We start from the raw sequence: 23,859 nt of genomic DNA, 5'->3' as shown, positions 1-23,859 counted from the left end.
AGTTGTCCGGCGGTTGCTTCATCGCAAGCGCTGCCGGTGCTAGGCTCCGCCGTCGAACCTGCGGCTCTGAAAGGCGCGTTGTCCGAACATGACACTTGACCAGTTTATCGTCTTCGCCCTTCTTGGCCTCGTTTTCTTCAGCTTTTTCAAGGAAATATATCCGCCGGAGGTGACCGCCCTGGCCGGCACGGCCGTGCTTCTGGCGGTCGGCATCATCGACACCAAGGAGTTTCTGTCGGTCTTCAGTTCCGGCGCGCCGATCACCATCGCCATGATGTTCATCCTCAGTGCAGCTCTGGAGCGAACCGGCGTTCTGCAGGTGATGGGCGACTGGCTCGGCGCATCGGCCAAGGGCTCCTATCTCAGGGCCGTCTTCATCATGATGGTGATGGCCATCCTTGCCTCGGCCTTCATGAACAACACGCCGGTGGTCATTCTGCTGGCGCCGGTGATGATCGCGGTTTCGGCGCAGCTGGGCTCAACCCCGTCGAAGTTTCTCATTCCGCTGTCCTATGCGGCCATTCTGGGCGGCACGCTGACGCTGGTGGGCACGTCCACCAACATTCTGATGAGTGGCATCACGACAAAGGCCGGGCTGCCGGCCATCGGCATGTTCGAGATGACGGGCGTCGGTCTTGTCTTCGCCGCTGTCGGCCTTGTCTACATGCTCTTTGCCGTGCGCTACCTGCTGCCCGAGCGCCAGTCCATGGCAGGCGTCCTGGGGCAGGGCGGCTCGCGCCGCTTCATGGCGCGGCTGCTGGTGCCGGCGGGCTCACGCTATGTCGGCAAGACGCTGAGTGAACTGCCTTTCACCAACAGCCAGAGCCGTGTGGTGGACGTGCTCCGCGGCGAACAGTCCCTGCGCAACAGGCTGGACGGCATCACCCTGCAGGCCGGTGACCGCATCGTGGTGAAGACCGGTACGGGCGAGATTCTGGCGCTGAAGGAGGACGGGCAGATCGAGTTCCGCGATGTGTCCGACCAGGGCTTCGAGCCGGTCGCCGCCGATCAGAGCATCACGCTGGAGGCCAGTGTCGGCCCCAATTCGCGCCTGATCGGGCGGCTGCTCAATTCGCTGGACCTGCGCCGCACCTATGGCGTCTATGTGATGGCCGTGCACCGGCAGGACCGCAATATCTCCAAGGAAATCAACACGCTCCGCCTGCATTTCGCCGATACGCTGCTGCTGGAAGGCCCGGCGGAAGGCCTGCAGCGGCTGGCCCAGAGCGAAGGGCTGATCAATCTCTCTGCCCCGCAGGAGAGCCCGATCCGCCGTCAGAAGGCCCCGATTGCCATTGCCGCCATTCTGGGTGTCATGGTTCTGGCGGCGCTCAATGTCATGCCCATCGAGGGGCTGGCGCTGATCGGCGCCGTCACCGTGATGGTGACGCGCTGCATCGAGCCGCAGGATGCCTTTGATTCCATCGACTGGAACATCCTTTTCCTCATCTACGGCATGCTCGGCTTCAGCATCGGCATGGAAAAGACCGGCGCAGTGCAGCTGGTGGTGGATGGAGTGATGCATGTGCTGGGCCATGCCAATCCGATCGTCATTCTGGCCATGGTCTATGTGCTGACTTCGGCGCTGACGGAGATGGTCAGCAACAATGCGGTGGCGGTGCTGGTCGGGCCGCTGGCCATCTCCCTGGCGCAGCAGCTGGGGCTTGACCCCCGGCCCTTCATCATGGCCGTCATGTTTGCCGCCAGCGCCAGCTTCGCCACACCCATCGGCTATCAGACGAACACCTTCGTCTACAGCGCCGGCGGCTACAAGTTCCGCGACTTCATCACCGTCGGCCTGCCGCTGAACATCATCTTTGTCTTTGTGGCCATGGTGGCCATCCCCCTGTTCTTCCCGTTCTGAGGCGTTATACCAAGGCTTTCGATGCTGATGCATCACGCCTTGAAAATGCTCAAGCGCCGCACGGGCTTAACCAATGCTCGATGAGTCAAGCTCATCGAGCATTGGTATTAGCGGCCCGGGCGGGTGCTTTCGTCCTGTCCTCCGATAAGGCGCGAGATCTGCGCCTTGTCGTGCACGCCGAGCTTCTTGTAGGCGGAGCGCAGATGGTGGCGGACCGTGGCGGGGGAAATGTTCAGCTGCCGTGCCACCTCCTTGTAGGAGGCCCCGCTGGCGAAATGCCGGATCGTCTCCAGCTCCCGGGCGCCCAACCGGTCAATCAGGGTCCGGGGCCGCAGCTCAAGAACGAAGAGCCCGGCAACACTGCTTATGCCGATCCGGCATGTGGTGCCGGTGAGCGCCGCATCCGGGGTTGTCTGCAGGTGACGGCAAAGCGCTGCGGGCAGAGCGGGCCCCTCCCAATCGGACCACTCGGCCTTGATGCTTTCGGGAAATCCGGTATCCGCCCGGTGGATGACACCATAGGCATCACAGATGGCGCGGGTGACGGGCCCGGTTCCGTCCCTGCCCAGATGGAAGAGCTGAACCGTGCGGTTGATCCGCATGGCAGCGGCTAGATGCGGGATCACGGTCTCGATGATCTCCGCTTCTGCGGCGGTGAAGGGCTGCGCAGGGTCAAAGCGGTAGACTGACAGGAAGCCGAACAGGCCGAATTGCCCATCGACGGCACAAATATGCATCAGTTGTGCGAGGCCGAACCGGCCGGCCCAGGCGCTGAAAACCGGATCCACCGTGGCGGTGGTCATGTTGATGACATTGGCGCGTCCGATGATCAGCCGTGAGAGGTCGGCCAGTGGATCACTGTGCATCACCGCCAGCCATTCGCGGAAGAATGTCTCCGGCAGGCGATGGGTGAAGCTGTTGTGTATGACCGGACGGTTGCCGCCTGCGCCCGCAACGCCTGTCCAGCCTGCGTCCAGAGGGATCAGTTCCTCCAGCAGCAGAAAGACGGAGCGCTCGAAACGGCCGACAGGCTCGCGAACCGCGGCGGCATAAAGGTCCAGCAGGAAAATGCTCAGCTTGCGCCCCTGCGCCTCCGCATGGGCTAGGGTCTCGGCAAAGTCAAGACGGCGGGGCGGCCGCAGAAGACCGGAGACGAGGTCAAGCCTGACCGGCTCCTGCAGCTTTTCCGGCTGACCAGGGGCTTTTATCCTGCTGTGCCCTTTCACAGGTGGGCCCGCGTCAGAGCTGTCACTTGTGCCTTCTGCCACTTCGATCCCCATCCTCTCGAAGTCCGGCCGTCCGGAACTTTGCCTTCCGAAACTGGCCTGATACCGGCACCCGGTGAGCTTGCGTCGCCGGACAGCCCGGCACGAGTTTGTCCGAGCTCACCTTGCCGCACAAGCCGGAGGCGCATTGTGATGTGCGCCCCGGCTTGTGGTCTGTCCGCCGCTAAAGTCCGAGGCTTTGCGCAAGCACGTCGAGAAGCTGGAACTGCAGCGCATCAAAGCGGCTGGAGGGCTGCCAGAGCAGGGCCATCTCCAGCAGTGGATCGGTGACGCTGGTGGTCTCGCCCGACAGCGCCTCAATCAGGGCGTGACCGCAGAAGGGGACATAGGTTTCCGAATAGCCGCCTTCGTGCACGATCACCAGCCGCCCGCCGCAGAGCCGGTCGGCAGCCTCGCGGATGGCGGCTGTCATGCTGCGGTAGCTGCCACTGTGCAGCTGCATGCGCGCCAGAGGATCGACTGCGGAGGCGTCAAGGCCGCTGGCGACCACGATCAGATCCGGCTTGAAGGCCTCCAGCGCCGGAATGACGATCTGCTCGAAGGCGCGCATGTAAACCGCATGGCCGCCGCCCGGCAGCAGGGGGATGTTGATGTTGGCGCCCAGCCCTGCCCCCGCACCGCGATCTTCCGCGCCGTTGTAGCCGGGCGGGAAACAGCCATCCTGATGCAGCGAGATCGTCAGTGTGTCCGGGTCTTCGTAATAGATCGCCTGCGTGCCGTTGCCGTGATGCACGTCCCAGTCCACCACGGCAACGCGTTCAAGCCCGTAGCGCGACCGGGCTGCTTCAACGGCAATTGGAATATTAGCCAGCAAACAAAACCCCATCGGCGTGCCGGGAAGGCAGTGATGACCTGGCGGGCGTGACAGGGCGAAGGCGTTCTTCATGCTGCCGGAGACGACTGCTTGCACGGCTTCTTTTGCCAGACCGGCCGACAAAGCCGCGATCTCGTAGCTGCCCGCACCAAAGGGAGCGCTGACGCCCAGGTCGCCGCCCCCGGCGTTGCTGACCTGCTGGAAGGTGTCGAGATACTGGGCGGGGTGGATGCGCAGCAGGTCTTCCCGGCTCGCCGGTTCGGCGCTGCGCAGGTCAAGCTTTGCCGCAAGACCCGAGACCTGCAGCAGCGACAGGAAACGGCGCTTGGATTCAGGAGATTCGGCAAAGCCTGCAGCTGATGGCGGCTGCACCCAGCCGCCCACCGGCAGCACCAGCGACTGGATGCCGCCCGTGTGCCAGAAGGTTCTTTCGTCTGTGAAGAAGCCGGTTGTTTTCATGGATGTCACTCATTTCAGGCTGGAAGCGGCGCGGGGCGAAAATGCCAGACAGGCGAAGGACAGCGCCCCGCAGGCTGCTGCGGCGAGGAAGACGGCGCTGAGGCTCCAGCCTGCGCCGAGCAGTTCCCCTGCAAACAGCGGACCGAGAGACAGCCCGGTGCCGATGATCATGGTGGTGGAGGCGACGAGACGGCCCGATGGGTCGCGCTGGGCCACCTCGGCAATGATGAAGGGCAGGGCGAAGGTCCATGCAAACTTGAAGGCGAAGATGGCCGCCGCGAAACCTGCCGCTCCCTTCAGGATCGCCAGCCCCGCCAGTGAAGCCACAAGGATGGCGTAACCTGCGAGCAGCATGGAGCGGCGGTACAGGCGGCCGCCGGTGACGGCGGTGATCAATGCCCCGGCGATGCCGAACAGTGATGCAATGGCAAGCAGCGTTCCCGTCTGCGGTTCCACGATACCGGCCTCTCCGGCGGCATGGCTGGCAAAGGTCCAGGCGCCGCCGATGGCAATGTAGAAAATCAGCACCGCTGCGAGCGTGAAAGCTGCAAGGACGAGGAATGGCTTGTCCATGGCCGCGCCTGTCTTCTTTGACCCCGATGCTGCGGCGGGCGCGAGAAAGCCCTTGTGAAGGGGCACCAGAGCAAGGGTAAGCAGGCCGAGGAGGATGTAGAAGGACTGCAGGCCAAAGCTTGCAAACACATGCGGCAGCGCGGCCAGTCCCATGGCTCCGGCCACGAGTTGGCCTGCGACCCAGTATCCGTAGATCCGGTCAGGGTTCTGCGCATCCTGGGCGCTGATCATGGACAGGACCATCAAGGTGCCGCCGCCAAAGCCGGTGACGGCGCGGATCAGCAGCAGGCTGGCGTAGTCCGGCAGCACCAGTGGCGTCAGGAGATTGCCTGCGATGAAGACGGCAAGGGCGGCAAGCGCGGCATGGTGCACGTTGATGCGGCCAAGCCAGATCAGCGACAGGAGCGATGCTGCACTGAAGGCGCCGTTTTCGACAAAGAAATAGGTGCCGATCTGTGAGGGGCTGGCGTTGAGCTCTCTGGCAAGCTGAGCTGCAAGGGCCGGTGCCACCAGCAGCGCCAGTGGCGTGATGGCGGCAAAGGCCACAAGGGCAAAGAGCGTGATCCTTGGAAAGCTGCTTTCGGCGTGGGCGGAGGCGCTTGTCATGGACACACCTCTGCCGCCGCAGGGACACTGCCCCGGTTCTTGTCTGCCATCTTGTTCCCCAATCTGACTGCTTGCCTCTTTTGGCGAGGCTTGCCGTCAGTCTTTGGCGGAAATGGCTGGCTGCATAGCCGTTCATATGAACGGCTATGCAGCTGCGGTGCGGACTGTGGTGCGGCCTATGGAGCTTCCGTAAAGGTCAGGCCCACGCCGGTTTGCGCTTTTCGAAGAAGGCGGAGATGCCCTCGTGGGCTTCGGGGTCTTCCCAGCAGTCGGCCAGCTGGCGGATCGTGTCTTCGATCACCGCACCGGTGATGGGCGTGCCGAGCGAGCGGGCGAGGCGTTTGGCGCGGGCAACCGCGCCGGGTGCGGCGGAGAGGTAGGGCTTCACCTCGCGCTCGATGGCGGCGTCAAGCTCTTCTGGCGTCACGGCCCGGGCGGCAAGATCCAGCGCCACGGCCTCCTGTGCATCGAACAGCCGGGCGGACATGAACACGCGGCGCGCCTTGCCCTCGCCCATGCGGGCCAGAACATAGGGGCTGATGGTGGCCGGGATCAGGCCGAGGCGTGTCTCGGTCAGGCCGAATTTCGCGCCTTCCGCTGCAATGGCCACGTCGCAGACGCTCATCATGCCGATGCCGCCGCCGAAGGCCTGGCCCTGCACACGGCCAATGAGGGGCTTGGGCAACTCGTTCAGCGCCTTCAGCATCAGCGCAAGCTTGCGTGCCTCGGCCATGCGGGTGGCGCGGTCAGCGGTAAATTGCTCGCGCATCCAGTCGAGATCACCGCCCGCGCAAAAGCTGGCGCCCTCGCCGGTGAGGATCACCACGCGCACGGCGCTGTCTGCGGCAAGCCGGGCGGCGGCTCCGGTCAGTTCGGCAATCATCTGTGCCGACAGGGCGTTGTGCTTGTCCGGACGGGCGAGCGTCAGCGTGGCAACGCCGCGGGCGTCCGTCTCAAGGCGGATGGTCTCGTAAGTGCCGCTCATTCTATGCGTCCTTTCTGAGCGTGCGGGCAAAGGCGGCGGCTTCTGCCAGCTTCTCCCTGTCGAGGCCGGTCTCGAACCCCTTGTCTGCCAGCAGGGCCGCAACTGCTTCCGTCGCCACATTGCCCTTCGCGCCGGGGGCATAGGGGCAGCCGCCGAGCCCGCCGACGGCGGCATCGAACACGCGCAGGCCTTTCTCAAGGCTCACCTCGATATTGGCGAGGGCCAGCCCCCTGGTGTCGTGGTAATGCCCGGCGAGTTTTTGCGCGGGCACCTGTTCCAGCACCGCATCCAGCATCCGGCCGATGGTGTCCGGCGTGCCTGCGCCGATGGTGTCGCCGAGGGAAATTTCGTAGCAGCCCATGGCCAGCAGCTTGGCGGCGACATCAGCCACGTTTTCCGGCGGGGTGGGGCCGTCATAGGGGCAGTCGGTGACGCAGGAGATGTAGCCGCGCACCGGGATGCCGTCCTCCAGCGCCTTGTCCACCAGCGGGCGGAAGCGCTCCAGGCTTTCGGCGATGGAGCAATTGATGTTCTTGCGCGAAAAGCCCTCCGAGGCCGAGCCGAACACGGCCACCTCATCCGCCCCGGCCGCGCGGGCGGCCTCGTAGCCCTTCACGTTGGGGGTGAGGGCCGTATAGGCGGTTTGCGGCCTGCGGTGGATGCCCGCCAGCACATCGGCGGCATCGGCCATCTGCGGCACCCATTTGGGGCTGACGAAGCTGGTAACCTCGATCTTGGCAAAGCCGCAGGCGCTCAGCATGTCGACAAGGCGGATCTTGTCTGCGGTGGCGATCTGCGCCTTCTCGTTCTGCAGCCCGTCGCGGGGGCCCATTTCGAACAGGGTGACGAAACCGGTCATGACGCTTCTCCGGAGTGTTCGTTGCTTGCGCGCTGGCGCAGCTCCCGGCGGATCACCTTGCCGGTGGTTGTCATGGGCAGGGCGTCCACAAACTCCACCTCACGGGGGTATTCGTGGGCGGCAAGGCGGGTCTTGACGAATTGGGCAATGTCATCGGCGAGGCTGTCCGAAGGCTCCACTCCGGCCTTCAGCACCACATAGGCCTTGACGATTTCCGTGCGCTGGGCGTCCGGCTTGCCGACAACGCCTGCCATGGCAACGGCGGGATGGCGCAGCAGGCAGTCCTCGATCTCGCCCGGCCCGATGCGGTAGCCGGAGGAGGTGATCACGTCATCATCGCGGCCCACGAACCGCAGCCAGCCGTCCGCATCGCGCACGCCCGTGTCGCCGGTCAGCATCCAGCCGTTGATGAACTTGGCGCGGGTGGCGGCCTCGTTGTTCCAGTAGCCAAGGAACATCACCGGATCGGGCCCGCGCACAGCGATCAGCCCTTGCTCGCCATCGGCGGCAAGTTCGCCTTTCTCCGTCACCACGTCCACATCATGGCCGGGCACGGCGCGGCCCATGATGCCGGGGCGGGCCTCCATGACGGCGGCGCAGCTCGACACGATCATGTTGCACTCGGTCTGGCCGTAGAACTCGTTGATGGTCAGGCCAAAGACCTTGCGGCCCCAGGCGATCAGCTCGGCCCCCAGCGTCTCCCCGCCCGAGGCGACGGAGCGCAGGGCAAGCCTGTAGCGGGTCTGCGGGCTTTCCACCTGCCGCATCATCTTCAGCGCGGTGGGCGGCAGGAAGGCGTTGCGGATGTTCTGTTTTTCCATCAGCTCGAAGGCCGCTTCCCCGGTGAACTTGCGGAAGCGGCAGGCGACCACGGGGATGCCGTGGTAGAGCGCGGGCATCAGCACATCGAGCAAGCCGCCGATCCAGGCCCAGTCCGCCGGGGTCCAGAACCTGTCGCCGGGGCGGGGCAGGAAATCGTGGCTCATTTCCACGCCGGGCAGATGGCCCAGCAGCACCCGGTGCCCATGCAGCGCGCCCTTGGGCTGGCCGGTTGTGCCGGAGGTGTAGATGATGATGGCCGGATCTTCGGCGGCGGTGTCCACCGGGGTGAAAGCCGTCTCGTGGCCGGTCAGGGAATGTGCGAGATCTTCCGCACCGTGGTGGGCGCCGTCGATGCAGAACACGGTGGTGAGGGCGGGCAGCCTGTCCCGCAGGCGCTCCAGTTTGGCTGCGCCGCCTGCATCGGTGACGAGGATCTTCACCCCCGCATTGCCCAGCCGGTATTCCAGCGCCTCTTCGCCGAAGAGGGTGAAGAGCGGAATGGTGATCGCCCCGCATTTCAGCGCGGCGATATGGGCGGTGGCGGTTTCGACGCTCTGCGGCAGCAGCACGCCCACCCGGTCGCCGCGCTCAAGACCCCGGGCGCGGAACAGGTTGGCCATGCGGTTGGACAGGGCTTTCAGCTCGCCATAGCTGACACGGGTGGCGGTGCCATCCTCGGCCACATAGGTGATGGCCTCGCGGTCCGGTTCTGCGTCCGCCCAGCGGTCGCAGATGGCGGTGCCAATGTTGAAGCGCCCGGGGATCTGCCAGCGGAAGGCAGCCCGCATCGCCTCGTAGCTGTCAGCTTCAGGCAGCATCGGCGCTCTCCTGAGCAAGGGCCAGCAGCAGCGTGCCATCGGTCACCTGTTCGCCTTCGCTGACGAAGACATCGCCAATCACCCCGTCACGCGGGGCGGTGAGCGTGTGCTCCATCTTCATGGCTTCCAGGATCAGCAGCGGCTCGCCGCGTGTCACGGCCTGCCCTTTGGCGGCGGTCAGCACCTTCACCAGCCCCGGCATCGGGGCAATCAGCCGGTCACCGGCGGCATCGCCCTCATCCTCGCCGGACAGCATGTCGGCGCGGGTGAATTCGAAGGCCTCGCCGCCGTGGAAGACGGAGATGGCCGCGCCCATGTCGGCAATGCGCGCCTTGTCCCGGTGGCCGCCCATGTCGAAGCGGATGGTGCCATCTTCCACATGGGTGATCTCGATCTCCAGAACGCTTCCCGCCACATGGGCGGCAAAGCGGCTGCGGCCAAGGCTGTGCACCTCGATCTCAAGCCGCGTGCCCTTGTGGTCGAGCACGGCAAACTGGCGCGCTGCGCTCCAAGCCCGCCAGCCGCTCAGCCGCTCCCACGGGTCCTGTCCGGTGGCTGGGCGCGTCAGGCCAAGGCTGGTGAGGGCGGCAAGCGCCAGAACCACCGGCGGCGTGCCGGGCCTTGCGGTCAGCGCCTCCTGATCGCGGCCAATGAGGCCGGTGTCCACGTCTCCGGCGGCAAAGCCTTCGTGGCGGCACAGGGCGGCGAGGAAGGCGGCATTGGTGACGGAACCCGCCACTTCCGTTGCCTCAAGGGCTGCCAGCAGCCGGGCCAGCGCCGTCTTGCGGTCCGGGCCGTGGACGATGATCTTGGCGATCATCGGATCATACCAGGGGGTGATCGTGTCGCCCTGCCGCACGCCGGAATCAACGCGGGCCATGTCTTCCGGCAGGCGCAGATGGGTCAGCGTGCCGGTGGCCGGCAGGAAGCCGCGCTCTGCATCCTCCGCATAAAGCCGCGCCTCGAAGGCCCAGCCGTGGATGGCAAGCTGGTCCTGCGTCAGGGGCAGGGGCTCGCCATTGGCCACCTTCAGCTGCCATTCCACCAGATCCTGCCCGGTGATGTATTCCGTCACCGGATGCTCCACCTGCAGGCGGGTGTTCATCTCCATGAAGTAGAACCGGTCCTGCGACAGGCCTTCCGACACATCGGCGATGAACTCGATCGTGCCCGCCCCGCAATAGCCGATGGCCTGCGCGGCCTTGACGGCGGCAGCGCCCATGGCGGCGCGCATCGCCTCCGGCATGCCGGGGGCAGGGGCTTCTTCGATCACCTTCTGGTGGCGGCGCTGCAGCGAGCAGTCCCGCTCGAACAGATGCATCACATTGCCCTGGCTGTCGCCGAAGACCTGAATTTCGATGTGGCGCGGCTTGGTCAGATATTTCTCGATCAGCACCCGCGGATCGCCGAAGCTCGCCGCGCCTTCGCGCTGCGCGCCTTCCAGCGCGGCGCGGAAGTCCTCGCGCCGGTCCACCCGGCGCATGCCCTTGCCGCCGCCGCCCGCACGGGCCTTGATCAGCACCGGATAGCCGATTTCATCGGCGCGCTCCTGAAGGAAACCGGCATCCTGATTGTCGCCGTGATAGCCCGGCACCACCGGCACCCCCGCCTTTTCCATCAGTGCCTTTGCGGCATCCTTCAGCCCCATGGCGCGGATGGCGCTCGCGCTGGGGCCGATGAAGGCAATGCCTGCCGCTTCCAGCGCTTCGACGAAATCCGGGTTCTCCGACAGGAAGCCATAGCCCGGATGCACCGCCTCCGCGCCCGACTGGCGGCAGATCTCGATGATGCGTTCCGCCTTGAGATAGCTTTCAGCAACGGGTGCCGGACCCAGCCGCCAGGCCTCGTCCGCCATGGCCACATGCTGCGCGCCCGCATCCGCATCCGAATAGACCGCGACAGTGCGGATGCCGAGCCTGCGCGCCGTCTTGATCACCCGGCAGGCAATTTCACCACGGTTGGCGATGAGGATTTTTCTGAACATCACTGTGCCTCCCCGGCGAGATCTTCAACGACACGGAACCGCTCGCAGACGAGTTCCATCTCCGGCGAAAAGCCGCCGTTGCGCTCGAAATAGGCCCCATGATCCCGCTGCCAGCCGGCCAGATCATCATTTTCCCCCTCGCTAAGGGCGAATTCGGCCTCAACATCGCAGAAGCGCCGGATCGTGACGGAGCTGGTTTCGATGACGAGGGCAGGCGTGCCGTCCCAGTTGAGGACAATGTCGCGGCGTCCGGCCACCGGCAAAGTCTCTCCGCCTTCCGTGAAGTCCCGCAGCGCGCCGCAGGTTCCTGTCTTGCGGCCGCTGCGCACCAGGGCAATCAGCTCCGCCGACAGGTGCTCACTGTCGCCGAACTTGAATGTCACGGCACCGGGATACTTGGCTTGCAGATCATCCAGTGTCTGGGTCATGGCATCACATCCGGAACAGGCCGAAGCGGGTGTCTTCGATCGGGGCGTTGAGGGCGGCGGAGAGGGAGAGGGCGAGGATCTCGCGGGTCTTGCGCGGATCGATGATGCCGTCGTCCCACAGCCGTGCCGAGGCATAGAGCGGGTGGCCCTGCGCCTCGAACTGGTCGATGACCGGCTGCTTGAAGGCCTTTTCCTCGTCGGCGGACCAGCTGCCGCCCTTGCGCTCGATGCCATCGCGCCGCACGGTGGCCAGCACGCCGGCGGCCTGCTCACCGCCCATCACCGAAATGCGGGAGTTGGGCCAGGTCCACAGGAAGCGGGGCGAATAGGCGCGCCCGCACATGCCGTAATTGCCCGCCCCGAAGGAGCCGCCGACCAGCATGGTGATCTTCGGCACGGAGGTGGTGGCCACCGCCGTCACCAGCTTGGCGCCATCCTTGGCGATGCCGCCGCTTTCATACTTCCGGCCAACCATGAAGCCGGTGATGTTCTGCAGGAAGACGAGCGGGATCTTGCGCTGGGAGCAAAGCTCGACGAAATGCGCGCCCTTGACCGCGCTTTCGGAGAAGAGCACGCCGTTGTTGGCAATGATGCCCACCGGCATGCCGTAGATATGGGCAAAGCCGCAGACCAGCGTGGTGCCGTAGCGGGCCTTGAATTCATCGAAGCGCGAGCCGTCGGTGATGCGGGCGATCACCTCGCGGATGTCATAGGGCGTCTTCAGATCCGCCGGAACCACGCCGAAGATTTCCTCCGGATCATAGAGCGGGTCTTCCGGGCTCTGCAGGTCGAGATGCACCTGCTTGGTGCGGTTGAGATTGGCCACCGCCCGGCGGGCCAGTGCCAGCGCATGGGCATCGTCCCGGGCGAGGTGATCGGCCACGCCGGAGAGGCGCGTGTGCACGTCGCCCCCGCCAAGGTCTTCCGCGCTCACCTCCTCACCCGTCGCTGCCTTCACCAGCGGGGGGCCTGCGAGGAAGATGGTGCCCTGATTGCGCACGATGATGGTCTCATCGCTCATGGCCGGAACATAGGCCCCGCCAGCGGTGCACGAGCCCATCACCACGGCGATCTGGGCAATGCCGCGTGCCGACATGTTGGCCTGATTGAAGAAGATGCGGCCGAAATGGTCGCGGTCAGGGAACACTTCGTCCTGGTTCGGCAGGTTGGCGCCGCCCGAGTCCACCAGATAGACGCAAGGCAGGTTGTTCCCGGCGGCAATCTCCTGCGCCCGCAGGTGCTTCTTCACCGTCATGGGATAGTAGGTGCCGCCCTTCACCGTCGCGTCATTGGCGACGATCATCACTTCCCGGCCCTCGACACGGCCAATGCCGGCGATGACGCCGGCCGAAGGGGAGGCGTTGTCATAGAGCCCATGGGCGGCGAAGAGGCCGACTTCCAGAAAGGGCGAGCCGGGATCGAGCAGGCGCGAGACGCGCTCGCGCGGCAGGATCTTGCCGCGTGAGGCATGGCGGGCGCGGGCTTCCGCGCCACCGCCTTCAAAGGCCGCTTCCGCCGCCCGGCGCACCTCTTCTAGGGCCGCTTCATGCGCCTTGCGGTTCTTCTCGAAAACCTCGCCGCGCGTGGCCGCGTTCGATTTCAGGATGCCCATTGTCTCCCGGCTCCTCTCCCTCCGGTGACGCTTGCGGTCACCATGTCCAGATAAATGGTTTCGATGTCGGCCTTGGAGAGCCTGCCGCCCTCCCGGTACCAGGTGCCAAGGCCGGTCAGCATGGCGATGATGGCGCGGGTGGCCACCTGCGGCTCGCTGACGGCAAAGCTGCCCGCCTGCGCGCCGCGCTTCAGGATGTCCGTCAGGATTGCCTCATACCGCTGGCGCAGATGCTCGACGGCCTGAAAATTCTCCGGCTCCAGATTGCGCAGCTCCATGTAGGAGACAAACACCGCGTCGGTGCGCGCCAGATGATAGCGGATGTGAAACCGGGTGAAGCGCTCCAGCGCCGCGTCCGGGCTTTCGTCGGGCTCTGCCGTGGCGCAGTTTTCTCCCCAGGCATCCAGCAGCGCCTGCATGTGGCTGACCATCAGGTCGCGCAGGATGTCCTGTTTGGTGGGGAAATGATTGTAGAGCGCACCGGGCTGGACGCCGACGGCAGCCGCGATCTGGCGCATGGAAACGGCGGCGTAGCCCTCGCGCGCAAACAGCCGCAACGCAGCCTCGCGTACGCGCTCTGCCGTTTCCTCGCCCCTGGCTCCCACCGTGCGTGCCATGCCTGTTTCCTCCCTCCTTCAAAATAAATGAACGATCATTCATTTGCAAGTACGGCTGATGGAGGGAACGGCCATGGCGTCTGCAGGAAATGATGGGGGCGTGAAACTTGGTATAAGGCAGGGTTTTCCGTAGTTTTCCGCAGGCGTTGCAATTTTTCCGCGCGCGCTTAATGCATTGAAGTTCAATTAAAAATCCGGACACGCAACCGCGTGTATAATCTCAGGTTGCTGCGGGAAGACTTGTTTTGGTCCGGTTGCCCTTGTCCGTTTTGCCGATTGCCGCTAGGCCGTGGCCGTTTTCACAAGCCATGCGTGCAGACTTGCCGCGATAACGGAGGCGAACCTTGAAGAAGATACTGACTGCACTTGTTGTAGGCCTGACCCTTGCCGGCTGCGCATCTTCCGGCAATCAGAGTCTCAGGAACGAGACGGAGGCGAGCGTCTCCGCCAAGCTGACCGAAGGCAAGACGACGCGGAGCGAGGTGCAGCAGATGTTCGGCTCGCCCTATCAGACGAGCTTCACCTCCGAGGGCGAAGAGATCTGGACCTACCAGCTCGACAACCTGCAGGCTGATGCGGTGAACTTCATCCCCGTGGTCGGTGCGCTCGGCACGTCCCACTCGGGCAAGCGCAAGCAGCTGGTCGTCCTGTTCAACAGCAAGAACATCGTCCGCCGCTATTCAATGACCGATTCCGACGTCTCGGTGAAGACGGGCGTCTTCCGGTAAGACTATGCCCTGAAGTCAAAAGTCACGGCAGGAGTGAACTGAACCCATGAATTTGGATGGTTCATAGACTGGGCCGATTTAAGGACTGGGTCCTGTACTGCAAAGGGCTCAGTCCTTCGAGTTTCGTCTTGCCATGGCCCGGCCATGGCATCCATTCCGTGACCGTGCAGCCGCTCTGAATGCTCGCGTCCTCTCACTGCTCCGGTATCTGGAGATGCAAGGGTATGGATGCCATGATCAAGTCATGGCATGACGGAAGAGGGCATGTGAAACACAAAGGGCGCGCCCATCCGGCGCGCCCTCAGACCGCTGACAAACCTCCGGCCTCTCCATCGTCATCCTCGGCCTTGTGCCGAGGATCTATACAAATCAATGGCTTGTAGATGACCGGGACAAGCCCGGCCATGACGAAAGAGGAGAACACTTGCTTTGTCATCGGCCTCAGGGCGCCCCCATCCGGCGCGCCCTTCTTTTCATTCCACCAGCTGTTCAGCCATCACGCCGATAGTCTGGACATAGACCTCGGCCTTGTTCCATTCCCGCAGAACCTCGTGGTTCGGCGTGCCGGGGGCCCAGCTTTCGCCGGCGCGCCAGCCTTTCTGCTTCAGGTAGTTGGCGGTGGAGGCCAGCACGTCCGGGATGGAGCGGATCAGGTCGCGCTTGCCGTCCCGGTCATAGTCGACGGCGTAGTTGAGATAGGAGCTGGCGAGGAACTGGGTCTGGCCGAGTTCTCCCGCCCAGGCGCCGCGCATGTCCTCGCGCACCTTGTCGCCGTTTTCGATGATCTTGAGGGCCGAGACCAGCTCGCGGGTGAAGAATTCCGAACGGCGGCAGTCATAGGATAGGGTCGCCAGCGAGCGCACCACATCCATCTTGCCCGAGTTGGCACCATAGCCCGTTTCGAGGCCCCAGATGGCGATGATGATCTGCGGCGGCACGCCGAAATCCTGCTGGATGCGCTCGAACAGCCCGGCATATTGGGCATGCAGCTGCCGGCCCCGGTTGATCAGCGCCTTGTTGACGCGGCGCTGGTAGAATTCCTCGAAGCTGAGCTTGAAGGACCGCTGCCCCCGGTCGAGTTTGATCACCTGCGGATCATAGGTCACGCCCTCAAGGGCATTTGCCACCGTGTAGGCCTTTAGCCCATGACGGGCCGGGGCTTCCTGCTTGAAGGCTGCAATCCAGGCATTGAAACCGGAGGCATCATTGCCGCAGGCGGCCGCCCGGGCGGGCGTCGCCGTCAGGGCGGGGGCGAAGGATGCAGTCAGGGAAAGGGCAAGAGCGCAAAGCAGCTTGCGCATGGCGGGCACTCCCGGATGACCCGGCGGCACAGAAGCCGGGCATGTGTGATGGGTAAAACCGAAGGGTGGATGATTCGTGATGACTCCTGCCCTTCGAGTTAGCTGGCTTGCCTTCGTTTCCCCCGGTTCGTCAAGGGAAAGCGGGCGTTAAATGCCGTTTCAGCCGGCGGTCCCACGCGGTTGTGACCGGACGTGAACCTCCAGCGGCTTCAGGCGGCAGGATGTGATAGCGCAAGCCAATCGGCCGGAATGTGATGCAGACCACGGTTTTGGTCCGGCAACAGGCGCATGCCATCTCCATGGGGGCGGGCTGCAGGGCCGTGAAGGCGCTGGAGCGGCTTTGGATCAAGGAACAGACCCATGCGAGGCATTTCCTTCTGGTTCTTCATTTCCGCCATGTTCTATGGCGTGGGCAGCATCATCTTCGGCATTCAGATGTCCGCAGGTCAGGGGGCAGGCTTTGCCACCGCCAATGTGCAGCTGACCCTGCTCGGCTTTCTGACGATGACGCTCTTCGGGCTCTACTACAACGCCGTGCCGCAGGCGGCCCATTCCCGGCTGGCGCGGCTGCATTTTGTCGCAGCAACCATCGGCATGTGGCTGATGATCCCCGGCGTTGCGATTGCCATCGAGGATGGCAACCTCTTGCTGGCGATGACAGGCTCGGCCGTCATGGCCCTTTCCATGGTGCCTTTCGTCATGATCCTGCGCCGCCTGCGCCGGATTGCGGCTCATGCGGCCGGTTGAGGCGCCGCGCCGTCAGCCTCAAGCAAGGCAGAAATCTTAACTCAAGGCCGGGGTCCGGCTGTCCCCGGCCTTCCGCATCGGCGCTCCGGAGCAGAGAGTCAGGCAGGCAGAATGTCTCCCCCGCTGCCAATGATTTGACCTTGCAGCCTATTTGGGCTTTTCATCGCAGCGCAGGCTGTGTAGCCATGAAGGCCGTTGACCGTGGAGCGTGACAGATGTCCCTGGATGCCGAAGCCATAACCGACCGCCGGAGGCTCCGCCGCAAGCTCGTGTTCTGGCGCGTTGCAGCCTTTCTCATCCTGGCGGCCGCCCTCATCTCAGGCCTCATTGCTCTTGGCGGCGGTTTCAATGCAGAGCGCAGCAAGCCGCATATTGCGCGCATTCCCATCGAAGGCGTGATCATGGAGGACCGGGACCAGCTCAAGCTGATCCGGGAAATCGGCGAGAACAAGAGAGTCGCCGGTGTGATCATCTCCATCAATTCGCCCGGCGGCAGCACCACGGGCGGCGAGGCGCTTTATCAGGCGCTCCATGAGCTGTCCAAGAAGAAGCCGGTGGTCGCGGAGATCCGCACGGTTGGCGCCTCGGCCGGATACATGGTGGCTCTGGCCAGCGATCACATCGTCGCGCGGCACAATTCCATTACCGGTTCCATCGGCGTGCTGTTCCAGTTCGGCAATGCAGAGAAACTGCTGGATATGGTCGGGGTGAAGATGGATGCGGTGAAAAGCGCGCCGATGAAGGCCGAGCCCGATTTCTATTCCGATCCCTCGCCCGAAACCCGTGACATGCTGGCGCTTCTGGTGGGCGACAGCTACGACTGGTTCGTCAAGCTGGTGGCTGAGCGGCGCAAGCTGAGCCCGGAGGCGGCCCGTGCCGTGGCCGATGGCAGCATCGTCACCGGCTTCCGGGCGCAGGAGCGCAAGCTGGTGGATGCGATCGGCGGCGAGGCGGCAGCCATCGCCTGGCTGGAGAAGGAAAAGGGTGTCGCCAGGGATCTTCCGGTCGTCACCTGGAAGGTGCCCGATGAGCGCAGCCGCCTGCCGTTTGCGGCACGGATGTCGCAAGGTATCGGTGAAGGGGCCGCCAAGGCGCTGATTGAGGGCGTTTCAGAGGCTAAGGGATTGATTTCTCCAAGCCTTACGCTTGACGGGCTCGTGTCTGTTTGGCAGGCTCCCGGGGGTATGCCGGGTGGTCAGGAACAAGGGAGCGGGGAATGATCAAGTCCGAGCTAGTGCAGCGCATCGCGGAACAGAACCCGCATCTCTATCAGCGCGACGTCGAGAACATCGTCAACGCGATCCTTGACGAGATCACCGAGGCGCTGATGCGCGGTGACCGTGTGGAATTGCGCGGTTTCGGCGCCTTTTCCGTCAAGAACCGCCCGGCCCGTGTCGGCCGCAATCCGCGCACGGGGCAGAAGGTCGAGGTGGACGAGAAATACGTTCCCTTCTTCAAGACCGGCAAGGAAATGCGTGAGCGCCTGAATGATGGCGTCGACCACGGCGAAGATAGCGACGACGAAGACTGACCGCCGCGCAGCCAAGGCAGTTCCAGCAAAGGCGGAGACCGGTTTTGTGTCCGCACTTGCGTGAAGACAAAGACCCAAGAGCATTGCAGGCGGAGCCGTTTGCGCCGGACATGCTCTAGAAAAAGGCAGGGCCCGTGACCCGGTTTCTCAAGAACCTGATCCTTGTTGCCATCGCCCTTGTGGTGGTGCCGCTGTCTGTGGCCAACCGGCACGGGGTCGATCTTTCGCTGAACCCCTTTGATCCGCAGGATCCGCGCCTGACGCTGACCGGCGTGCCGCTGTTCTGGGTGATTTTTGCCGCCATTCTGGTGGGCATCGTCATCGGCGGGCTCGGGGCCTGGGCAAAGCAGGGCCGCTGGCGCCGCGAGGCGCGCGTCAAGCGCTCCGAGGCCGACAAGTGGCACAAGGAAGCCGACAAGCTGCGGGCCGAGGCCGAGCAGTCCTCTCCGTCCCGCGCCCTTCCCGGTCCGGGCAGCCGCGCTGCCTGAGACCGGCGCAAAAATCAGGATTTCGGTGCGGAATAGCCCGGCAGCGTCCAGCCCCTGAGAATGGCGCCGCCCCGGATGATGAAGGCTGCGAGCGCGCCGATGATGGCGGCGGGCCAGAGCGAGAAGCCGACCAGCGTCAACACCACGAAGACGGCCGCGCCGGTAAAGGCGGCGGTGACATAGATCTCCGGCTTGGCAATGGCGGTCGGGTCGCCGGCGACAACGTCACGCAGGATGCCGCCGAACGTGGCGGTGGAGGCCCCCAGCAGGATGGCGACGAGCGGCATGTGATCGACCGCCATGGATTTGGCCGCCCCCATCACGCAATAGGCGGCAAGGCCGATGGCATCGGCCCAGCGCAGCGGCTTGCCCCAGCTTTCGACGATATGCGCGCCGAACCACATCAGCACGCTGACGCCAAAGCAGACCAGCAGGTAGCCTTCCGATTTGGTCCAGAACACGGGCACGCCGAGGATCAGGTCACGCAAGGTGCCGCCGCCGACGCCGGTCATGGTGGCGAAAAACAGGAAGGCGATGAAGTCCATGCCCTTGCGCGAGGCGACGATGGCGCCGGTCACGGCAAAGACGGCAACACCCACATAATCGAGCACCATCAGCACGTTGAGCAGCGTTTCGGGGGCCTTGTCGAACATCATGAGCCGGTCACCTTCTTCTTGCCGGGGCGAAAAGCCGCCTGCAATCGAAGCTTCTCTAGTCCAGATCGGTGCTTGCGTGCAATCGCGCTGCTACAGCTCGCTCATGGCTTCGGCGGCCTTTACGGCGGCGGAGGCGCGGTTTTCGACGCCGAGCTTCACGTAGATCTGTTCCAGATGCTTGTTCACCGTGCGCGGTGACAGGCCGAGGATTTCGCCGATGTCCTTGTTGGCCTTGCCACGGGCGATCCACAGCAGCACCTCCGCCTCGCGGGCGGTGAGGCCGAAGCGGGTGCGCAGGCCATCCGTCTGGCCTGCCTCGTCGCCGCCCGTCAGGCGGAAGAGATATTCATCCGGACCGACGGCGCCCAGATAGGTGAAATCAAGCTTCTGCCCCGGCGCCCCGATGAAGGAGGTGGAGCGGCTGCCGCCCATCTGGCCTGCCATCTGACTGGGGCTGCCAAGCCAGGCGCCCAGATGCTGGCTGATGAGGGGGAGCACATCGCTGCCCACACGGCCGGCGAAATGGCTCAGCGCGGTGCGGGCCTGCGGGGTGGCCCATTTCACGCTGCCGGTGGAGGTGACAGCCATCAGGTGCCGCCCGGCGGCATCGAGCGCGATGCGGGCGCTCTGCACCTGCCGGGCATTGGCCAGATGCACGCGGATGCGGGCCTGCAACTCATCAAGGTTGATCGGCTTTGTGAGAAAATCCACGCCGCCGCTTTCCAGCGCATGCACCACATGCTCGGTCTCGCTGAGGCCGGTCATGAAGATCACCGGCACATGCGCCAGTTCCGGCATGGCCTTCAGCTGGCGGCAGGTCTCGAAGCCGTCCGGTTGCGGCATCACCGCGTCCATCAGCACCATGTCGGGTGTGATGCGCCCGGCAATGGTGAGCGCTGCCGTGCCGGAGGTGGCGACCAGAACGGTCACGCCCGATGCCTCCAGCGCCTTCGTCAGGAAGCCGAGGGTTTCGGGGGAATCATCCACCACAAGAACGATGTCGCGCTGGGCAGGGGCTTCAGTCATACGGCCTCACGCAGCTTGTTTCAGTCATGGGGCTGGACCTCTTCCAGAATTGTTCTGTAGCCGGCAAAATCGAACTGCTCCAGCCGCTCGCGCAGGGCGGAGACGAGGGGCGCATTGCCCGCCTCCCGGCCCAGCTCGCTCAGTTTCGCCTCGATGCCATGCACATAGCCGATATCGCCAAGATCCATCAGGTCGCGCAAGTGGCCAGGGCCGGGACTGGTGTAAATTGCGGGCGCCGTCTCCCGCTGCGGGTCTGCCTGCGGCAGGATGATGGGCAGGGAAAGGGCGGCCTGCGGCTCCGGTGCAGGTGCGGCCGGTGTGCCATAACGCCAGACGAGGCCGGGCAGGCGGCCGAGGCGGTCGAGAAGCTGGGCCATGTCCACGGGCTTGGCCAGTGTGTCGTCATGGGCAGGCTCGCCGGTGGGGCGCAGGGCCGTGTCGCCGATATTGGCCGAAAGCATGACGATGCGGCCCTTGTAGCCGCGATGGCGCAGGGCGGCTGCCACTTCCCAGCCGTTGAGGCCGGGCATGGAAATATCGGCCAGCACCAGATCCGGCGCAAGCTCCAGCGTGAGGTCTATGCCCTCCTGCCCGTTTTCCGCCGTCAGCACTATGAAACCCAGCGGCGCCAGCATTTCGCGCATGAGGGCACGGTGGTCGCCATTGTCGTCGATGACGAGGATGGACCGGCGCGGCCCCTCATAGCCGCGCACCAGCCGGTCCGCGGCAAGGGCCGGAGCCGGGCCGTTGAGCGCCGCCAGCATCAGCCGCACGGTGAAGGTGCTGCCCTTGCCCTGTTCACTCGTGACGTCAATGGAGCCGCCCAGCGTCTGTGCCAGAAGCTTGGTGATGGTCAGCCCGAGGCCAAGACCCGGCGTGCGGTGTACCGCTTCACTGCTGCCGCGGCCAAAGGGCTCGAAGATGCGCTTCAGATCTTCCGGCGCAATGCCGCGGCCCGTATCGGTGATGCGGAAGGTGGCGACCTGCGAGCGGTAGGCAACGTCCAGCCGGATCTGGCCCTTGTCCGTGAACTTGATGGCATTGGACAGGAGATTGACGAGGATCTGGCGCAGGCGCTTTTCGTCGGTGCGCACCAGCGCGGGCAGGTTCGGCGCGCGGGAGAACTCGAAGCCGAGCCCGGCGGCTTGCGCCTGCAGCCGCACCATGGCGACAATCTGGTCCAGAAACTCGTGGATGTTGACCGTGTCCGTGCTGACCTGCAGGCGCCCGGCTTCGATGCGGGAAATGTCAAGCAGGCCGTCGATGAGGCCGGACAGATGCTCGGCGCTGCGGCGGATGACCTGAATGCTGGCCTTGCGCTCGCGCGGGATGGCTTCGTCCCGCTCCAGCACCTGCGCATAGCCGAGAACCGCGTTGAGCGGGGTGCGCAATTCGTGGCTGAGGCCGATGACATAGCGGCTCTTGGCGTGGTTCGCCGCTTCCGCCGCTTCCTTGGCGCGCTGCAGGGCGGCGTCCGTCTTGCGGTGTGCCTCGATCTCCTGCAGCAGCAGCGTGTTCTGCCGGGCCGATTCCTCCTCCGCCACCCGGCGTGTGTCATGGGCGAGCACCAGAAACCAGACGCCGATGCCGGCGGCAATGGCGAAGACCACGAAGATCAGCGCGATGATCTGCCCCGGCGCCAGGTTTTCCTGGGGGCTGTGCACCATGGACTGATTGTAGATGATGGTGAGGATGAGGCCGATGCCGGCGATGACCAGCACCGATGTGGTGAGATAGCGGCCAAGGCGGGTGCCGAGCTTTTCCATCACCCAGGCGGGCAAGGCGGCGGCTGCGACCGTTTTCGTCTGATAGGCCAGCCGTGCCTTCGGCTTGCAGCTGTCGCCGCAGCGGGCATCCAGCGTGCAGCAGAGCGAGCAGATCGGCACCTGATAGGCCGGGCAATAGGCCATGTCCTCCGGCTCGAACGGGTTCTCGCAGACCGAGCAGGTGATGGCGGTGCGGGACTGCCAGTGGCGGCGCGGCTTGCGGGCCAGATAATATTTGCCCTTCGTGCCCCAGGCGATGAGCGGGGCGAAGACGAAAGGCAGGACAAAGGCGATGAAGGTGGCCAGCGCCGCCGCCGTGACGCCGAAAATGCCGTAATGGGCGAGAAGCGCAATCAGCGCCGCCCCGCCCATGGCCCCGGTGCCGACCGGATTGATGTCATAGAGATGGGCACGCTTGAACTCGATGCCCGGCGGGGCAAGGCCCAGCGGCTTGTTGATGAAGAGATCGGCGGAAATCGCCGACAGCCAGGCCATGGCGATGATGGAGAAGACGCCCAGCGTCTCCTCCAGCAGGGCATAGATGCCCAGTTCCATCAGCAGGAGCGCAATGCCGACATTGAACACCAGCCACACCACCCGGCCCGGATGGCTGTGGGTGAGGCGGGAGAAGAAATTCGACCAGGCCAGCGACCCGGCATAGGCATTCATCACGTTGATCTTGAGCTGCGCCACCACCACGAAGGCGGCCATCAGCAGGATGGCGGCCTGTTCGGACGGCAGCATGTAGCCGAAGGCAACCGCATACATGCGTGACGGCTGGTCGGCTTCGCTTGCCGGAATGCCGGAGGAGAGCACCAGCACAGCAAGGAAGGAACCGGCCAGCAGCTTCGGCAGGCCGATGACCACCCAGCCCGGGCCGGCCAGAAACAGGGCAAAGCGGCGCAGCGGTGACAGGTTTTCCTTCGCCGGCAGGAAGCGCAGGAAGTCCACCTGCTCGCCGATCTGCGCCATCAGCGCCAGCACCACGGCAGCGGCGGCCCCGAATTGCAAGAGGTCCACCGGATTGGAATAGGCCTCGCGCGGGGCGCCGGAGGCCGGGTCAATGCCGGCAAAGCCGAGCCAGACGCCCACCGCCTGCCAGTCCGTCAGCGCAATGAAAATGAAAGGCAGGATGTTGAGGATGATCCAGAACGGCTGGGTCAGAAGCTGGAAGCGGCTGATCAGGGTGATGCCATGGGTGACCAGCGGGATCACCGCCACGGCGCTGAGGATGTAGCCGATCCACAGCGGTATGCCGAAGGCATATTCGAGGGCGCTCGACATGATCGAGGCCTCGATGGCGAAGAGGATGAAGGTGAAGCTGGCGTAGATCAGCGATGTCAGGGTGGAGCCGATGTAACCGAAACCGGCGCCGCGCGTCAGCAGGTCGATATCCACCCCGTGGCGCGTGGCATAGCGGGCGATGGGCAGGCCGACGAAAAGCAGCACCGCACAGCCCGCCAGAATCGCGGCAAAGGCATTGGCGGTGCCGTAGGACAGGGTGATGGCCCCGCCAATCGCCTCCAGCGCCAGAAAGGAAATCGCTCCGCTGGCCGTGTGCGAGATGGCGCGGCTGGAAAAGCGCCGGGCGCTCTTGGCCGTGAAGCGCAGCGCATAGTCTTCCAGGGTCTGGTTGTTGACCCATTGATTGTAATGCCGGCGCACCGGCAGGATGCGCTGACGCGCTGTCATCTCTGCCCGTTTCTGGTCAGTCTTTGCCCGCTATCTGCCCAAGAAATAAGCATCCGCCCTCCGCGGCTGCACCGGTCAGTTAGGTGCAGCCCCCTGTCACTCAATACTTGATATCAGGAAAGCAGGAATCATGCCGTTCCTGAGTTCTGCCCAAGATGCGGCCACTGGATGGAAATGTTCAGGGCGGGGACGGCTTT

At 64.5% G+C, this 23,859-nt stretch carries 20 protein-coding genes; 6 read left to right on the top strand and 14 right to left on the bottom strand.

What is annotated here, in order from left to right; genetic code table 11:
* The first annotated feature begins 88 nt into the window (after positions 1-88).
* Positions 89-1,864: an SLC13 family permease gene (locus tag IF10I1_RS02150; protein ID WP_186392427.1), complete on the top strand. Its 1,776-nt coding sequence runs from the start codon at positions 89-91 to the stop codon at positions 1,862-1,864.
* 107 nt (positions 1,865-1,971) lie between these two features.
* Here the strand turns inward: IF10I1_RS02150 and IF10I1_RS02145 are convergent, their stop codons facing one another.
* The 10 genes from IF10I1_RS02145 to IF10I1_RS02100 form a co-directional block, all read right to left on the bottom strand.
* The gene (locus tag IF10I1_RS02145) at positions 1,972-3,090 is read right to left on the bottom strand and encodes a response regulator transcription factor (protein WP_186392428.1); all 1,119 of its coding nucleotides are present in this window, start codon (positions 3,088-3,090) and stop codon (positions 1,972-1,974) included.
* Between the two features lie 223 nt (positions 3,091-3,313).
* The gene (locus tag IF10I1_RS02140; RefSeq protein WP_186392429.1) at positions 3,314-4,423 is read right to left on the bottom strand and encodes a class II histone deacetylase; all 1,110 of its coding nucleotides are present in this window, start codon (positions 4,421-4,423) and stop codon (positions 3,314-3,316) included.
* 9 nt (positions 4,424-4,432) lie between these two features.
* Entirely contained in the window at positions 4,433-5,602 is a 1,170-nt protein-coding gene (locus IF10I1_RS02135) for an MFS transporter (RefSeq protein ID WP_186424341.1), read from the bottom strand.
* Between the two features lie 196 nt (positions 5,603-5,798).
* Positions 5,799-6,587 carry a crotonase/enoyl-CoA hydratase family protein gene (locus IF10I1_RS02130; protein WP_186424340.1) on the bottom strand — a complete coding sequence of 263 codons (789 nt, stop codon included), beginning with the start codon at positions 6,585-6,587 and terminating at the stop codon, positions 5,799-5,801.
* A 1-nt stretch (position 6,588) separates the two neighbouring features.
* The gene (locus IF10I1_RS02125; protein WP_186414924.1) at positions 6,589-7,446 is read right to left on the bottom strand and encodes a hydroxymethylglutaryl-CoA lyase; all 858 of its coding nucleotides are present in this window, start codon (positions 7,444-7,446) and stop codon (positions 6,589-6,591) included.
* Complete coding sequence (locus tag IF10I1_RS02120; protein WP_186414925.1) at positions 7,443-9,086, bottom strand: acyl-CoA synthetase; 1,644 nt, start codon at positions 9,084-9,086, stop codon at positions 7,443-7,445. Before IF10I1_RS02120 ends, IF10I1_RS02125 begins: the two co-directional genes overlap by 4 nt.
* Positions 9,076-11,070 (bottom strand): acetyl/propionyl/methylcrotonyl-CoA carboxylase subunit alpha, encoded by a 1,995-nt coding sequence (locus IF10I1_RS02115; protein ID WP_186414926.1) that lies wholly within the window; start codon positions 11,068-11,070, stop codon positions 9,076-9,078. Before IF10I1_RS02115 ends, IF10I1_RS02120 begins: the two co-directional genes overlap by 11 nt.
* Positions 11,070-11,498: an ASCH domain-containing protein gene (locus tag IF10I1_RS02110; RefSeq protein WP_186414927.1), complete on the bottom strand. Its 429-nt coding sequence runs from the start codon at positions 11,496-11,498 to the stop codon at positions 11,070-11,072. The genes IF10I1_RS02115 and IF10I1_RS02110 overlap by 1 nt, the downstream gene beginning before the upstream one ends.
* A gap of 4 nt (positions 11,499-11,502) precedes the next feature.
* The gene (locus IF10I1_RS02105) at positions 11,503-13,110 is read right to left on the bottom strand and encodes a carboxyl transferase domain-containing protein (protein WP_186414928.1); all 1,608 of its coding nucleotides are present in this window, start codon (positions 13,108-13,110) and stop codon (positions 11,503-11,505) included.
* Positions 13,098-13,727, bottom strand: a complete 630-nt coding sequence (locus IF10I1_RS02100) for a TetR/AcrR family transcriptional regulator (RefSeq protein WP_186414929.1) — start codon at positions 13,725-13,727, stop codon at positions 13,098-13,100. The genes IF10I1_RS02105 and IF10I1_RS02100 overlap by 13 nt, the downstream gene beginning before the upstream one ends.
* A 344-nt stretch (positions 13,728-14,071) precedes the next feature.
* Between IF10I1_RS02100 and IF10I1_RS02095 the strand changes: the two genes are divergently transcribed.
* A complete protein-coding gene (locus IF10I1_RS02095) occupies positions 14,072-14,455 on the top strand; it encodes a hypothetical protein (RefSeq protein WP_050473961.1) in 384 nt (127 codons plus the stop codon).
* 473 nt (positions 14,456-14,928) lie between these two features.
* Here IF10I1_RS02095 and IF10I1_RS02090 read toward each other — a convergent pair whose 3' ends face one another.
* Complete coding sequence (locus IF10I1_RS02090; protein WP_055455742.1) at positions 14,929-15,756, bottom strand: lytic transglycosylase domain-containing protein; 828 nt, start codon at positions 15,754-15,756, stop codon at positions 14,929-14,931.
* A 360-nt stretch (positions 15,757-16,116) separates the two neighbouring features.
* Between IF10I1_RS02090 and IF10I1_RS02085 the strand changes: the two genes are divergently transcribed.
* The 4 genes from IF10I1_RS02085 (at position 16,117) to IF10I1_RS02070 (ending at position 18,522) form a co-directional block, all read left to right on the top strand.
* Positions 16,117-16,503 (top strand): hypothetical protein, encoded by a 387-nt coding sequence (locus tag IF10I1_RS02085; RefSeq protein ID WP_050473963.1) that lies wholly within the window; start codon positions 16,117-16,119, stop codon positions 16,501-16,503.
* 215 nt (positions 16,504-16,718) lie between these two features.
* A complete protein-coding gene (gene sppA, locus IF10I1_RS02080; RefSeq protein WP_186392437.1) occupies positions 16,719-17,723 on the top strand; it encodes a signal peptide peptidase SppA in 1,005 nt (334 codons plus the stop codon).
* Positions 17,720-18,034, top strand: coding sequence for an integration host factor subunit beta (locus tag IF10I1_RS02075; protein ID WP_050473965.1), 315 nt, complete (start codon positions 17,720-17,722; stop codon positions 18,032-18,034). The genes sppA and IF10I1_RS02075 overlap by 4 nt, the downstream gene beginning before the upstream one ends.
* A 134-nt stretch (positions 18,035-18,168) precedes the next feature.
* On the top strand, positions 18,169-18,522 hold the full coding sequence (locus tag IF10I1_RS02070) for a lipopolysaccharide assembly protein LapA domain-containing protein (protein WP_050473966.1): 354 nt from the start codon (positions 18,169-18,171) through the stop codon (positions 18,520-18,522).
* A gap of 14 nt (positions 18,523-18,536) precedes the next feature.
* Here the strand turns inward: IF10I1_RS02070 and IF10I1_RS02065 are convergent, their stop codons facing one another.
* The 3 genes from IF10I1_RS02065 to IF10I1_RS02055 all read right to left on the bottom strand — a co-directional run bounded on the left by IF10I1_RS02065 (position 18,537) and on the right by IF10I1_RS02055 (position 23,662).
* Complete coding sequence (locus tag IF10I1_RS02065; protein ID WP_082206048.1) at positions 18,537-19,178, bottom strand: trimeric intracellular cation channel family protein; 642 nt, start codon at positions 19,176-19,178, stop codon at positions 18,537-18,539.
* Positions 19,179-19,268: 90 nt separating this feature from the next.
* Positions 19,269-20,204, bottom strand: coding sequence for a response regulator (locus tag IF10I1_RS02060; RefSeq protein WP_186392438.1), 936 nt, complete (start codon positions 20,202-20,204; stop codon positions 19,269-19,271).
* 20 nt (positions 20,205-20,224) lie between these two features.
* Entirely contained in the window at positions 20,225-23,662 is a 3,438-nt protein-coding gene (locus IF10I1_RS02055) for an ATP-binding protein (protein WP_186392439.1), read from the bottom strand.
* Positions 23,663-23,859 lie beyond the last annotated feature (197 nt).

It is taken from the genome of Pannonibacter sp. I15F10I1 (assembly GCF_900185665.1).
Taxonomy (GTDB): domain Bacteria; phylum Pseudomonadota; class Alphaproteobacteria; order Rhizobiales; family Stappiaceae; genus Pannonibacter; species Pannonibacter indicus.
Note: the sequence above shows the minus strand (reverse complement) of the source record. Positions and strands in the feature narration are given on the sequence as shown.